14 protein-coding genes are annotated in these 14,293 nt (G+C 33.7%); 12 read left to right on the top strand and 2 right to left on the bottom strand.

The features are described 5' to 3' along the window. Positions 1-7: 7 nt before the first annotated feature. The 4 genes from abc-f (at position 8) to RR409_RS04565 (ending at position 4,549) form a co-directional block, all read left to right on the top strand. Positions 8-2,032: an ABC-F type ribosomal protection protein gene (abc-f, locus tag RR409_RS04580; RefSeq protein ID WP_332556546.1), complete on the top strand. Its 2,025-nt coding sequence runs from the start codon at positions 8-10 to the stop codon at positions 2,030-2,032. Positions 2,033-2,503: 471 nt separating this feature from the next. Next, the gene (locus tag RR409_RS04575) at positions 2,504-2,782 is read left to right on the top strand and encodes a CD3324 family protein (protein ID WP_332556545.1); all 279 of its coding nucleotides are present in this window, start codon (positions 2,504-2,506) and stop codon (positions 2,780-2,782) included. Positions 2,783-3,110: 328 nt separating this feature from the next. Then, entirely contained in the window at positions 3,111-4,181 is a 1,071-nt protein-coding gene (locus RR409_RS04570; RefSeq protein ID WP_332556544.1) for a M23 family metallopeptidase, read from the top strand. Positions 4,182-4,327: 146 nt separating this feature from the next. Next, entirely contained in the window at positions 4,328-4,549 is a 222-nt protein-coding gene (locus RR409_RS04565) for a hypothetical protein (protein WP_332556669.1), read from the top strand. A gap of 202 nt (positions 4,550-4,751) precedes the next feature. Here RR409_RS04565 and RR409_RS04560 read toward each other — a convergent pair whose 3' ends face one another. Both RR409_RS04560 and RR409_RS04555 read right to left on the bottom strand, forming a co-directional pair. Continuing rightward, a complete protein-coding gene (locus RR409_RS04560) occupies positions 4,752-6,065 on the bottom strand; it encodes a GNAT family N-acetyltransferase (RefSeq protein ID WP_332556543.1) in 1,314 nt (437 codons plus the stop codon). Between the two features lie 435 nt (positions 6,066-6,500). After that, on the bottom strand, positions 6,501-7,721 hold the full coding sequence (locus tag RR409_RS04555; protein ID WP_332556542.1) for an epoxide hydrolase family protein: 1,221 nt from the start codon (positions 7,719-7,721) through the stop codon (positions 6,501-6,503). A 683-nt stretch (positions 7,722-8,404) separates the two neighbouring features. Here RR409_RS04555 and RR409_RS04550 point away from each other — a divergent pair. From RR409_RS04550 to RR409_RS04515, 8 genes are all read left to right on the top strand, one after another. Beyond that, complete coding sequence (locus RR409_RS04550; RefSeq protein WP_332556541.1) at positions 8,405-8,707, top strand: hypothetical protein; 303 nt, start codon at positions 8,405-8,407, stop codon at positions 8,705-8,707. A gap of 189 nt (positions 8,708-8,896) precedes the next feature. Continuing rightward, a complete protein-coding gene (locus RR409_RS04545) occupies positions 8,897-9,715 on the top strand; it encodes a TIM barrel protein (protein WP_332556540.1) in 819 nt (272 codons plus the stop codon). A gap of 251 nt (positions 9,716-9,966) precedes the next feature. Beyond that, positions 9,967-10,299 (top strand): LapA family protein, encoded by a 333-nt coding sequence (locus RR409_RS04540; protein WP_332556539.1) that lies wholly within the window; start codon positions 9,967-9,969, stop codon positions 10,297-10,299. Between the two features lie 182 nt (positions 10,300-10,481). After that, positions 10,482-11,384, top strand: a complete 903-nt coding sequence (locus RR409_RS04535; protein ID WP_332556538.1) for a ComEC/Rec2 family competence protein — start codon at positions 10,482-10,484, stop codon at positions 11,382-11,384. A gap of 40 nt (positions 11,385-11,424) precedes the next feature. Then, complete coding sequence (locus tag RR409_RS04530) at positions 11,425-11,637, top strand: DUF3006 domain-containing protein (RefSeq protein WP_332556537.1); 213 nt, start codon at positions 11,425-11,427, stop codon at positions 11,635-11,637. 29 nt (positions 11,638-11,666) lie between these two features. Then, positions 11,667-12,215, top strand: coding sequence for a ribonuclease domain-containing protein (locus RR409_RS04525; RefSeq protein WP_332556536.1), 549 nt, complete (start codon positions 11,667-11,669; stop codon positions 12,213-12,215). A 12-nt stretch (positions 12,216-12,227) separates the two neighbouring features. Beyond that, positions 12,228-12,512, top strand: coding sequence for a barstar family protein (locus RR409_RS04520; RefSeq protein WP_332556535.1), 285 nt, complete (start codon positions 12,228-12,230; stop codon positions 12,510-12,512). 462 nt (positions 12,513-12,974) lie between these two features. Continuing rightward, positions 12,975-14,156 carry a GNAT family N-acetyltransferase gene (locus tag RR409_RS04515; protein ID WP_332556534.1) on the top strand — a complete coding sequence of 394 codons (1,182 nt, stop codon included), beginning with the start codon at positions 12,975-12,977 and terminating at the stop codon, positions 14,154-14,156. The last annotated feature ends 137 nt before the right edge of the window (positions 14,157-14,293 follow it).

The following is a 14,293-nucleotide window of genomic DNA, read 5'->3' as shown; positions in this document are numbered from 1 at the left end:
ATTTTTTATGTTTGAATTATCGTTAAATGGTGTAAAAAAATATATGGATGCTACTCTTGTTCTTAAAAATATAAGTTTTCAAGTGTATGCAGGAGAGAAAATTGGAATAGTAGGAGTGAATGGAAGTGGAAAGAGTACTATTCTTAAGCTAATAGCTGGAGTAGAGCCAATGAATTACTACCCAGGTTACCCTCAAACCTCAAGCTATGGATATGATGAAGGCTTTGTTTGTGTGCCAAGAGAAGCTACCTGTGCGTATCTTGAACAAATACCTAAATATGAAGATGGTGTAAAAGTTATTGATGTTTTAAAGTTAGCGTTTCATGAGGTTTACTCCATGGAGAATAAAATCCGAGAATTAGAAGATAAAATGAAGTTTTTAGAAGGTGATAGTTTAGAAAAAGCTTTGAAGCAGTACAGCGAGCTAATTGAATTATATGAAGTTAAAGGTGGATATAATACTGAAGAAAAATTAGGTAAGATTTGTACGGGGTTAAAATTAGAAGAAAGCTTTTTAAATAAGGAATTTAATTTATTAAGTGGTGGTGAAAAAACAAGGGTGCTTCTTGGTAAACTCCTCATTGATAATCCAGATATATTACTACTAGATGAGCCTACAAATCATCTAGATATGGATTCAATTGAATGGCTTGAAGCTTATCTTAAGAAATATGAAGGCATTGTAATTATTGTAGCTCATGACAGATACTTTTTGGATAATGTAGTAACAAAAATTGTAGAAATTGAAGATATGGAAAGTAAGACCTATAAAGGGAATTACTCTGATTTTGTAAAGGAAAAAGAAGAAAATATGCTGGAGCAGTTTCATAGGTATAAGGAACAGGAAAAGGAGATTAAGACGCTACAAAGCACTATAAAGGAGTTAAGGGATTGGGCGAATAGGGTAGATAATAATAAATTCTTTAAAAGAGCTGCCAGCCTACAAAAGAAACTTGATAAAATGAAAAGTAGTGATATTGAAAGTGACAAGTTTTATCGAACTAGAGGCCAATATGTAAGAACTGAAAAACCTAAGTTTGATAGAAATAATATGAAGCTTAACTTTAAAGAAGCTGAAAGATCTGGCAATGTAACAATAAAGGCAGAAGGACTATCTAAATCCTTTGAAGAAAAGGTTGTTTTAAAGGATGCAGATCTATTCATTAGTTTTGGTGAAAGAGCAGCATTAATAGGGCCAAACGGTAGTGGTAAAACCACTTTCCTTAAAATACTATTAGGGGAGCAGCAGGCAGATAGCGGTGCAGTAGAATTAGGTGCTAATGTAAAAGTAGCTTATTTGCCACAGAAAATTACCTTTAAAAATGAGGAACTTACTGTACTTGAATGTTTCAGAGAAGATATTTCAATACTAGAAGGAAAGGCTCGTGAATACTTGTCTAAATTCATGTTTTGTGGTAAAAGTGTATTTAAAAAAGTTAAGCATTTATCTGGTGGAGAGAAAATCAGATTAAAACTTGGTATGTTATTATTTGAAGATGTAAACTTATTGATACTGGATGAGCCTACTAATCATCTTGACATTGACTCAATAGAAACTTTTGAAGAAGCTCTGGAAGAATTTAAAGGAACAATACTTTTCATATCTCATGATAGATATTTAATTAATAAAATAGGTGATAGAGTAATTGCCATTGAAGATAATGGTTTTAAAAGTTATCTTGGTAATTATGATTATTATAAAGAAGTTAAAGAAGAGTTAAAGCTTAAGGTTACAAATGATGAGGCTGCAAACCTTGAAAAAGCTGCGAAATTAAAGTGTGATAATTCAGGGAAAAAGAATAAAAAGGTTAAGAAACAAACAAATTCATATGAAAATAAGAACAAGGAAGCTGAAAGATCTAAAGTTGAGACAAGGATTCAAAACCTCGAAAGAGAAATACAAGATCTTGAGCTCGCTATGACTGACTCAAAGCTACATTATGAAGAGCTTAATAAGCTGTATTCTAGGAAAGAGGCGTTAGGTAAGGAGTTTGATGGAGTTATGGAAGTATGGTTAAATCTTAGCAGTTAATTTGGATTTCAAAGGTATAGATAAACAATCTCGAAATTTAGTCTATAATATTATTAGGAATTAGAAGAGTAATTTAGTATTTATTAAGGATAAAGGTTGCAAGAAGTTGAACTTTATATGTGTATCTATTTTAGATAAACCACTTCTAGTAGAAAATACAAGAAATATTGAAGTGATTTTTCTAAAGATAACATCACTTCCTAAATCAAACCTTGATTCATAATATATTAGTAAATAAATGATGCAGCATAGATTTACCATATAAAAGAATTTATGTTATTATATAACTATAAGCACAATGAAGCTTAGCTATACTAGTTTAATATAGCTGGTACACAAAAGGGGGAACACTGTATGAGGAAATATGTTATTTATGCGTAGCAAAGGCTATTGCATAAAAATTAATGATTAAAAATTAAGATAGCCTTTGCTCGATCCTAAAGAAAAGTTATATTTAGGAGGAGCATATAAATGAGCTATGTAAAAGCAACAGATGTGTTGCCAGAGGAAATATTAAGTTTAATTCAAAATTATATTCAGGGTGAATATATTTATATTCCTAAAAAGGAATGTAACAGAAAGCCTTGGGGAGAAACTACCAAAAGTAAAAAGGAAACCACTGATAGAAATTTATGTATTTATAAGGATTATCAGGAGGGAGTTTCTATAGATCATCTTTCTGAGAAATATTATTTATCTCTAAAAAGTATACAAAGAATCATTTTAAAAATGAAAAGAGAAAATGAATAAAAAATGTGCCATAAGTTAAATGCTTGTGGCACATTTTTGCTTCAGAAAAATGTCTAAGGTTGAGGCAGTAATATATTGAGTGATATTATTAAAATAGAATTTTATGGGAGTGATTACATAAATTGCTGGATAAATGATAACTATTCAACATAATGGAAGAGAGTATTCTCAATATGATCATTTACACTGTCATAGAATAAAGCTAAAAGTTGGAAACAGAGTGAAACAAGAAAGTTAATAGTTTTAATAAGATTATACAGCAGAAAGTATTTAGGCTATGAATTTTGAATCTCTATACATAACACAAGTGAAAGTGAGGAAAATGAACATGGAAATAAATATTTGTTCCAAGGATTTTATTATAAATGTACCAAGTGAGGGCCATGGATATGTGCAATCGGATTTTGTTTTACATGGATTAAGAATAAAAAATGATACCACTGAAACTATCACATTAGTTGATATATCCTTTGAATTGAAGTCTTTAGGCAGAAGTGTAAAGGTAGTCAATTATATAGGAGAGGCCTTGGAAAACTTAGTCCAAAAGTTTTATGAGGGATTTAGGTTCACATCAATTTATGGGTTAGGTTTGTACTTTGGTTCTACAACCTTTTGGAATCAGTCCAACTTTGCAAAATCTATTTCAATAGGACCAAATGAAGAAACAGGTATTTTTAATGAAAGTTTTATAATTGTATACAATTCCGTTATAGATGAGCTGATAGTTAATGTTATTTATCTTAAGAATATGGAGAAATACAAAGATAGCTTAAAAATACCTGTAGTTGAATACAAGAATAAAAACCAATATGTTTTTCCAGTTAAAGGTGCATGGTCAACTTGCGGAAACTATAATAACTTGTTAGATCATCGTCCACATTACTCTATGGAATTTGCTATTGATATGTCTCAATATAACAGTGAATTAAAACTAATGCATAAAGAGAATATGGAAAATGAGGATTTCCCAGCATATGGTGCTGATATTCTTGCTATTGCAGAGGGTGAAGTTGTAGATTGTTATAATAGCTATTCTAGAATCTCTCCATGGAATTGGAATGAAAGAAAAATTCTTATAGAAGAATATGGTTTTATACCTGCCCAGTGCGGAAATTATGCGGTGATTAAACACGATAATGATGAATGTTCTTTCTATGGACATATGATTCCATATAGTTTAACCATAAAAAAAGGCGATTTTATTAAACAAGGACAGGTAATTGGGAAACTTGGAAATACAGGGCTTTCAAACTGTCCACACTTACATTTTCAACTAATGGATGGACCTGATTTTTTAGGGAATAGAGGGTTGCCTTGCTATTTTTCAAACCTAAGAGATGTAACAGGAATGAAAATTGATATGATTACTGAGAATAATTTAATCGTACATGCAGAATGATTAATAAAAGGTAATAGGTGGATATTATTAATTTGTATGTGCTATAATTTTAATAAATATAATAATTTTTATGCTTTTTTGGCCTACTGTTAAGTAAGGATAAGTTATATAACCATATGTAGTTACAAAATAAATATGAGGTGTTTATGGAAGCTTTGGATAAAATGCACTTGAGATTAGTCATGTCATTGCAACCTGTATTGAAAAGCTTAAACCACGATGAATATGATAAAGGTGGATATGAAGCTTTACACTCATACTTAATTTATTATATTTATCATGAAACGATAATGCCTCTAAATCGTGACACAGCAGATAAGTTGGTAAGAATAGTGGCTGAAAAATATATGAAAATGAAGCAAGGTTAGTACAATATATTGGTGGGTTGTATCAACTTAAATTATAAAGTGTTCATTTCGTTATAAAGATATTAAATGGCTTATCTCAAGGAGATAAGCCTATTTTTCTTACACAAAAAAACCTTGATTAATATGTAAAAAAGTTGAGGCCAAGTCATACCGGAAGTCACCTAACTTTTTTTCTAACGGATTACTAAATAATTATAATTTATTACTTCGCTAGTTCCCTGTAATGGCTGTGAATAAAGCCTATTTTATTGTATACCTCGAGTTCTGATTCAACTGAATTAACAAAACACAAATACATATTATACTCTTTTACTTTCTTAAGTGCTTCTGTTAAGGTTGCTCCGATAATTTTGTCTTTATCAGCTTTTTCAGTTGTAGAAACCATATATACGCCGCAAAGATCATCATATAATCTTAAAAAGGCAGCAGTAGAAGCTGGCTTTCCATTAATTGTGCCTAAAATCAGCTTGAATTCATTTTCTTCATTAGTAACAATTCTCATAACTTTTTCAACGAATTCACTTCTTTTGTCAATGCTGATATCTAATCCTTCCGCAAGGGTAGTACACCAAATCTGCTTTCTTTCCATAGTGTCAGCAACTTCAGTTTTGAAATCTTCCGAAATTGATACAGAGTCACTTTCATTTCCATTAAGAATATACAAGGAGTGGAGCTTTTCAGTGGTTGCTGGTAATTGATCTCCTACTGTTTCAATAGCTTGTTCAAATTTTTTATCACATTCATCATGCCAAGCTATAAACTCTTTAGGAGTCCCTGAAATTATTCCAAACCAGTCAGTGTAAACCCCCTCATGTATAAACCCACATTTTTTTGCAAGTCCTGGGGACATGTTATTTCCATCTACAATTGTAAGGAATGGTACATGACCTGATTTCAATATCTTGTTTGCAAGGTCAAGGGTAACCTCTTCTGCATACCCCTTTCCTCTGTGATCTTCCTTAGTGTACATAATACCCATTGAATTATCATTGTGAATTAGTACCCAGGAAGCAATCTCACCGTCAACATATATTGCAGAAGATGGTCTATTTTCTATATCATCCTTTATTTTGTCCAGACTTATTTCGTCCTTGTATGTGTAGTAATGATTTATAATTTCTGCATCCATTATATCAATTGATTTCACTGGATTTTGTATACGGCTTAAATCAACTTCCTTCCCTGGATGATAATAAAGTGCATTTAAACTTTCCCAATTAACAAGGAATCTACTTCTTATTTTTTCTGCTATTGGTCTGTATACTGCCCTGAACCCATAGAACCCATCCTCTTTATACAATGTATCAAGAACTTCATTAAGGAAAGCATCATTCTCGGTATATAAGCTGCTAAAATAACCTTTTCTTGCTACCACTCCTGTAGGATTGGCTTCATTATCAACATAAACTTCCGCATCTGGTACGTTTTCTAAGAAACCAATTAAGTTAAGGTTAATAATTTTGTTCTTATTTAAAAATTCATATATTGGTTTTCCAAAGCTAGTTTTAATTATCATATGTTTTCTCCCCCCCCATAAAGCAAACTGATAGTGGTGACACTTTAATACAATTTACATATGCATAATTTTACCATTTAAGTTAGGTGTTTGAAAGTAATATTTTCTTATAATCAAGGACATCTAAATAGAGGTTTTTTAATAAAGTTCTGTTAATCGGTAAAAAAGAAACTGAAGGAAGAAATGAACCCTGCGATAATAATATCAAGAAAGATATAATCAGGGTTTCGAAAAGGTCTTTTATAAATTTCAAGGGTGAATAATAATATTCACCCTTAACTATTTAAATCGCTTTCTTTTCATACCTCATGACTTTGGTTTTATATATTCAAATCCAAATTGAGAATACAGTTTACCCGAGTATAAGCCAGCCTTTGGCTATCGAGAACGAACCGCCGAGTGGCATCTGAGTGAGGGCATTCCAATTGACTCCGATTAGCGTAGTGATTTGAAAGCGGCGCGTAGTTCTGCAGTAAAAAGCTCAGGCTGTTCCCATGCCGCAAAGTGCCCTCCTTTGTCGAGCTTGTTATAATACATGAGTTTGGGATACGCCTGCTTCGTCCAACTCAGCGGGGCTTGATAGAGTTCATCAGGAAACACGCTCACTGCAACAGGGATGGAGACGCCCTTCACGGTGACAAAGGGGAATTTGTTCTCCCAATAGAGACGAGCCGCAGAAATCGCAGTTTTTGTTAACCAATAGAGCGTGATGTTGTCAAGAACATCGTCTCGCGTAAGACCTCCAGGGTGTCCGGCAAAGGCCTGTGAGATTAACTCCAGACTACGCGCATCATGGTCAATCATAAAGGCTGCCAAACCCACAGGCGAGTCCATCAGCCCAGTTAGCGTCTGAGGACGCCTACCCATCATGTTGCCATAGCCAAGGTGTTTGTAGAAGAAGTCTAGTTGCTGGTACGCGCGCTTTTCCTCTGCTGAGAGACCAGAGGGCATCGGAAGGCCGCATTGGATTGCCTTATCAATGTCAGGTGGAAACACCCCAGGCATGTTTGAGTGAATGGCAACCAGTCCCGGAGGAGCCTGAACGGCCATCAAATCCGTTATAATCGCGCCCCAGTCGCCACCTTGAGCCACATACTTGGTGTATCCAAGTCGATTCATCAGCTCTGTCCAGGCACGTGCAATGCGGACGGGGTCCCAACCAGTGGTGGTGGGCTTGCCTGAAAACCCATAGCCGGGCATCGACGGAATCACAAGATGGAAAGCATCTGATGCCTTTCCGCCATGTGCCGTAGGATTTGTAAGTGGGTCCACAATCTTCATAAATTCCACTATGGAGCCGGGCCATCCGTGGGTAAGGATGAGGGGCAAAGCATCTTTATGCTTTGAAGGAATGTGGATAAAGTGAATGTTCAGACCATCAATCTCTGTGAGGAAATGTGGCAGGGCGTTCAGCTTTGCCTCGAACTTGCGCCAATCGTAAGCTGTGATCCAATAGTGTGCCAGTCTCTTAATTGTTGCAAGCTGGACACCTTGAGATGTATCCGCCACTGTTTCCTTCTCAGGCCATCTTGTTGCCTTTATGCGTCTGCGCAATTCTATAAGTTCCGCTTCAGGAAAATCAACATAGAATGGACCTAAAATGGCGTTCTTGTATGTGGCTTGCTCATTACATTGATAAGTATTTGTTTGCACCATTTCTTTATCTCCTTTTAATTAGTTTTGGATTTTGGGGTTTGTGCATGGCCGAGCCAACTAGCTTGGGGATCTGAGCGAGCTGTGGAGTTCTGTCTGAAAATCAAACTGACAAGTTCAAAGACTTGCACCATGAAATTGCTGGCGCTTATGTTGATGAAAACAACATTTAGGTACACATATTAATGGTCTGCCAAGATATATAAATGCAATCAGCCAATGCTAAAAGGGCAAATGTCTAAGCTATTTAAAAAGGTTGAGCAGCTCTTGTGTTAGGCGCTTCAGTATCCCATATAGCAAACTATATTTGGATGGAAAGTTACTGGAATTAATGGTATTCAAGTCTCGCCATACTACATAGTACCAGTGTATTCTGCATTTAAATATTTGTGAGATTTTAGTTCTTACGCATTGTTTGTTCGGTATTACTGTTAATAGATGTAATCAAATTAGAATTAAAATAAATTTGCCTATTATAAAAGTTAGGAACTTTAAGATTTCATCAATTGATATTAAAATTAAATGATGACTAAACGACATTTTTCGAGGATAATTCCCCCATCCTCAATTGGAGGGAGTCCTTGGCATAAAATTAAACTTTATTTGGAATTGAATCTCCTTCATAAGTCGCTCTACAAAATGAACTTGTTCATAATTAAAAAAATATAAATGATTCGAGGTAAAAAATGAAAGTTCCAGTACCAGATTATTTAAAAGAATTTAAATGCATAGCCTCAAGGTGTGAAGATACTTGTTGTGATGGTTGGGAAATTGTAATTGATGATGAAACATATAACAAAATTGAAAAGGTACAGGAGGAGTTTGACAAAGACCTTGAGGTGAGAGAGTACATGGTGATGGAGAAAATATATTTATATAAAAAGGCAGTAACTATCCATTTTCAGATAAAAGTAAAATCTGTGACATATATACGGGGTTTAGAAAGCATAGCCCTTGCTATACATGGAGACAATATCCTAGATATGTAGAATAATTTGGGAATCTCCGTGAGGTAGGAATATTGTTATCACGTCTAGAAGCAACAAGATTAATATTGAGAGATTGCAAAAAAAGTGGCTACTTGGTAATAGATATTTATTATAATATTCATAAGCTTTTGCTGGAAGCTCAGAAAAATCAGTGAATTGCAATAATGTACAAAAGGGATGGTAATAATTGTGGAAAAACTTTTATTTGGAATATCGGGTTTGCCCATTGGCAATGATTCTAATAAACTTAACTATGCATCTGGAATAGATTATATAAAATCCATAGGGTTAGATGCAATGGAATTACTCTTTGTAAGATCTGTTAATGTAACGGATAAAAATAAAGATATTATATTTAAGAGTAAATTAGATAATGGTGTTTATCTTTCGGCTCATGGGTCTCATTATATAAATTTAAATGCAGAAGAATTGGAAAAGCAACAACAATCTATAGACAGAATAATAAATGGCATGGAAGGGCTTGCTAAAGTTGAAGGTAAAAGCCTTATATTCCATCCAGGTTTTTATTTAAAAAATTCAAAAGAAGATACTTATAAAACGATAAGGAAAAATTTACTAAAGCTTCCGTATAGAGGCATAGACTATAGACTTGAAACTACGGGTAAAGGTACTCAATTCGGAACAATAGAAGAGCTAGTTTCATTATGTAAAGAAGTTTCTTCTTGTAAATTATGTATTGATTTTTCTCATATTCATGCTAGAGAAAATGGTAGCTTAAAAAAATATGATGATTTTGCAAAAATACTTGAATATGTGTTGAAGGAATTGGGACGTGCTGCGTTAGATGACATGCATATTCATATAGGTGGAATAAATTACGGAGAAAAAGGAGAGAAAAATCATCTTCCTTTATTGGAAAGTGATTTCAATTACAAAGATTGTTTAAGGGCACTAAAAGATTTTAGTGTGAAAGGGTGTGTAATTTCAGAGGGACCAATGGTGGAAAAGGATGCTTTATTGCTTAAAAATACTTATGAGAATCTTTAATTAATCTAATTATTTATACAAGGAGTGGGATGGAAAGAGAACAGTGATTCTAGTACATAGGGAAAGTTAATACGTGAGAAATATTCCATTAAAAGCCCTAATCAGAAATGATCAGGGCTATCTTTCTTTTAATCAACTGTGTGAAATAGTTGTTTGACAAGAAGATTAATTTAAATGTAAAATTACAATAAATAAGTTTATGAAAGTTAACAATAAAAAGGTGAAAAATATTTTAGATAGGAGAGATGAATATGCAAAAGGTTCAGGGTATGTTTATTGTGAGTCTTGTATTTGCTATAATCATTACAATATTTGCATTAACTAATGCTAATCCAGTTGTTATTAATCTGTTATTCTATAAATTTGAGGCATCACAAGCACTTGTAATATTTATTTCAGCTGCACTAGGAGCTGTAATAGTGGCTTCTCTAGGACTTGTAAACCAGATAAAATTAAAAAGCCAAATAAAAACCTTACATAAAGCAAATGAAGAATTATCATCTAAAGTTAATAGCTTATCAACTGAATTAAAGCCAGCTCAAATAAAAATAGATGAAACTGAAGCAAAAGATTGCGACGAATAAAAACCTTTAAATAGTATATTTTTCGTTTTATATCATATAAATAAATATGTTTTGGTTATGTGGTGGATCTGTGGTTTGTTCTAACCATTTGTCTTTGGGAGCACTGCTTAATATTACGCTTTTAGAGGGATTGGTTTAAGGACTAATCCTTTTATTATAATTAATTAATAGGGGGAGAGATTTTGAAGCAAAATACAAATAGTAAAATAATAAGTGCAATTATCACAGTTATCTTTGTTATTGGATTTATCTACAGTACTTTAAATGGTACAACTTCTGATGAAAATAACAATACCCCAGTGATTGGTGAATTGAAGGTTAGTTTTATTGATGTAGGTCAGGCAGATTCAATTTTACTTCAGCAAGGTGATAAATTTATGCTCATTGATGCTGGTAATAATGGTGATGCACAGGTAGTTCAGGATTACCTCACAAGTCAGGGAGTTAAAAAGCTGGAATATTTTATCGGAACACATAAGGATGAAGATCATATTGGTGGAGCAGATGGTGTAATTAATTCTTTTAATGTAGGAAAGGTTTATTTTCCAAAGCAGGTAGCAACTACTCAGACTTATAAGGACTTTGTTACAGCAGTAAAAAATAAAGGGCTCAGCTTAACAGTGCCAAAAGTTGGAGAGGAATTTAAACTGGGAGAGGCAGCAGTTACAGTGCTGGCACCCATCAGTAGTGAATATGAAGATTCGAATGACTATTCTATAGTTGTGAAGGTTACCTTCGGAAGCACAAGCTTCCTCTTATCAGGTGATGCGGAAGCTCGCTCAGAGAAGGAATTGGTAGCTTCGGGAAAAGATTTATCCGCAACCTTGCTTAAGGTTGGCCACCATGGAAGTCTTACATCAACGAGTGAAGCTTTCTTGGATAAGGTAAATCCAAAGTTTGCCGTAATATCTGCAGGTACTGGAAATAAATATGGGCATCCTGCTCAGGAAATCATGGATAGATTAAAAGCTAAAGGAGTTACGGTGTTCAGGACAGACGAGCAAAAGACTATAATTGCAACCTCAAATGGTAAGGAAATTAACTTTAATGTTAAGCCTGGAAGTTATAAAGGAATAACCAAATAAGATGAAAGCTTTAATTATACAGAAATAAAGGAGGGTTAAAGTGAAAGTTGTTATTGATAGATTTGAAGGGGATTATGCTGTTTGTGAAAAAGAGGATCGTGAAATGATAGATATAAAGAGACACAGCCTGCCTAAAGAGGCTAAAGAAGGAGATGTACTTGATATTGAAGGTGATAAAATAATAATTGATATAAATGAAACAGAAAAAAGAAAAAAAGAGATTGAGGAACTAACTAAAGACTTATGGTCATAACTAATATAATAACCTAGAGGAGAATATACATGCTTAAAAATATTAAATGGAGCAATTGGTTAATAAAAATATGTACAATTTTATCTTTATTTGTGTTTGCTGGATGTGAAGCTACTGATATAATAACTCCACCAGAGACACCTAGTACAAATGTATCTGTGCCTAAAGAGAGCACAACTGAAAGCCCAACTGAAAAGGAACAGCCCCCAAATAAAACAGAAAGCACTAATGTTCAAGTAAAGAAGGGACAAAATTATTCAACTAAGGATGAAGTGGCAGCATATATTCATGAGTTCAAGGCATTGCCACCTAATTTCATCACAAAAAAAGAAGCGGAAAAGCTTGGTTGGGATAATTCTAAAGGAAACCTTTGGAAGGTAACGAACAAAATGTCCATTGGAGGGGATAGTTTTGGAAACTTTGAAGGATTATTACCGAAAGCTAGTGGTCGAAAGTATTATGAATGTGACATCAACTATAGTGGGGGCTATCGTGGAGCAGAGAGAATAGTTTATTCTAATGATGGCGAAATTTACTATACAAATGATCACTATAAAACCTTCAAGAAGTTATATTAGAGAGGTAAACATATGAAAGAAATTCGATTAAACGGAGAAAAGATGTTTGATAAGGCAACAACTCATGCCTATTTAAAGCAGAAACTAGCTTTGCCTGATTACTATGGTGAAAATTTAGATGCTTTGTGGGATTGTGTGGTATCAGACTTTTCCTTAAAAAAAATCACCATATGTAACACAGGTGCTATGATAGAACATTTAGGCTCTTACGGGGAATCAATCATTAATTTATTAGAGCAAGCGGCAGAAGAGAATGAATATATCAAAGTGGATATAGAAAGGGATAATGGTATGTGATGCCGTTGTCCATTTTAAGGTAACTTAGGTATAACTGTATAGGCCTCTTATAGAGTATTTATGGAGAACTCCATCACAATTAATTAAGACGTATAGCCTTAACCATTGATGTCTAGTGGTTAAGGCTTTTTTCGTAAAAAACTGTATTTCAAGTAATGGTATGTTTACAAAATATGGTATAATAAAAAGATAATAAGTTTTTAATAATAAGACAAATAGTGCTTTATATAAGAGCATTAGAAAGAGGTTAGCGAATGAGAGATTTTTTAAATGCTGCATTTCCTTGGATTTTTGGCGGGTTTGCTATTGCTATTATTCTTTCATATGGAAACTCAAAGAAGAAAACACAAGATAATAAAGAATAGTAAATTCTAAATTTTGAAGGAAATATTGTAACTAAAAAGATTGCAAAGCTAGAGATTGGCAATGTAATAATTAGTATAGAAAAGTGGGGATAAGATTATGGAATATGAAATTGTACATTTACCAAAGGAGAATTGGAAGGGAACTATAATTCCAATAAGGTATACAACAGAAAAATATTATGATGTTATAGTAAATAAAACAGATAGTGGATTTGCAATTGACATAGAAAAGAAAGACTTTGAGGATCCGGTAACCCATACACCAGAAGAATATAATTTTCCAGATAAGTTATATGAAGATCACTGGGAGAATGCTTATGCTTGGGGAGTATTAGTTCACGATGAATTAGTTGCTGCAATTGAAACTGATGTAGAATTATGGTCTAATCGTCTAAGAATTACAGAACTTTGGGTAGCAGAAAAATATCAAGAGCAGGGAATAGGTCATTCATTAGTTGAAATGGCAAAGGAACAAGCAAGAAGACAGCGTCGTCGTGCTATTATTCTAGAAACCCAATCTTGCAATGTTAATGCCATAGATTTTTATATGCATGAAGGCTTTACACTAATTGGTATGGATACTTGTTGCTACAGGAACAATGATTTACAAAGAAAAGAAGTAAGGCTGGAATTTGGATGGTTTCCAGAAGAAAAGAAAAGAGTAAATCCTGAAGAAATAGAAATTAGAATGGAAACAGTGGATGATTGGTACAATGTAGAGCTGATGACTCAGCATGCATTTTGGAATAAGCATCATCTTGGGTGTGATGAACATTACCTTGTGCATAAATTGCGCCAGGATAAGGACTATCTTCCAGAGCTAAGCAGAATAGCAGTAAAGGATGGAGAGGTAATAGGAGCTATAATGTATTCAAAGTCACGAGTTGTTAATGGGGAAGATATACATGAAATTGTAACCTTTGGACCTCTTTGCATCGAGCCCAAATGGCAAGGTTGTGGAGTTGGTGAGCTGTTATTAAAGGAAACCATGAAATTAGCTGCAGATAAAGGCTATAAAGGTATTGTGATTTTTGGAGAACCAGATTATTATCCTAGAATAGGGTTTAAGACCTGCGACAAACTTAATATTACCACAGCTAATGGTAGAAACTTTGATGCATTTATGGGAATTGAACTAGGAGAAGGTAGCATGAAAGACATAAAAGGAAAGTTCTATGAATCAGAACTTTTTGAAAACCTTCCAAAGGATGAAGTGGAGGAATATAATAAGAAGTTTCCACTGCTAAAGAAATTAAGATTTCCAGGACAATGGGATTAATTAGATATAAAAATAAAGGCAACTTTCGTTTTACTCCACTATTTTTGGTGATATAATAAAGAAAAACATATAAGCGAGGATGTATTATGGCCAAACATAATATATATACAATGAGTATAGCAAGAGTCTATCCTCTT

It is taken from the genome of Clostridium sp. (assembly GCF_036642255.1).
In the GTDB taxonomy this organism is placed as follows: Bacteria; Bacillota; Clostridia; order Clostridiales; family Clostridiaceae; genus Clostridium_J.
The sequence above is the reverse complement of the archived record's forward strand: the minus strand, read 5'-3'. Positions and strand labels throughout refer to the sequence as shown.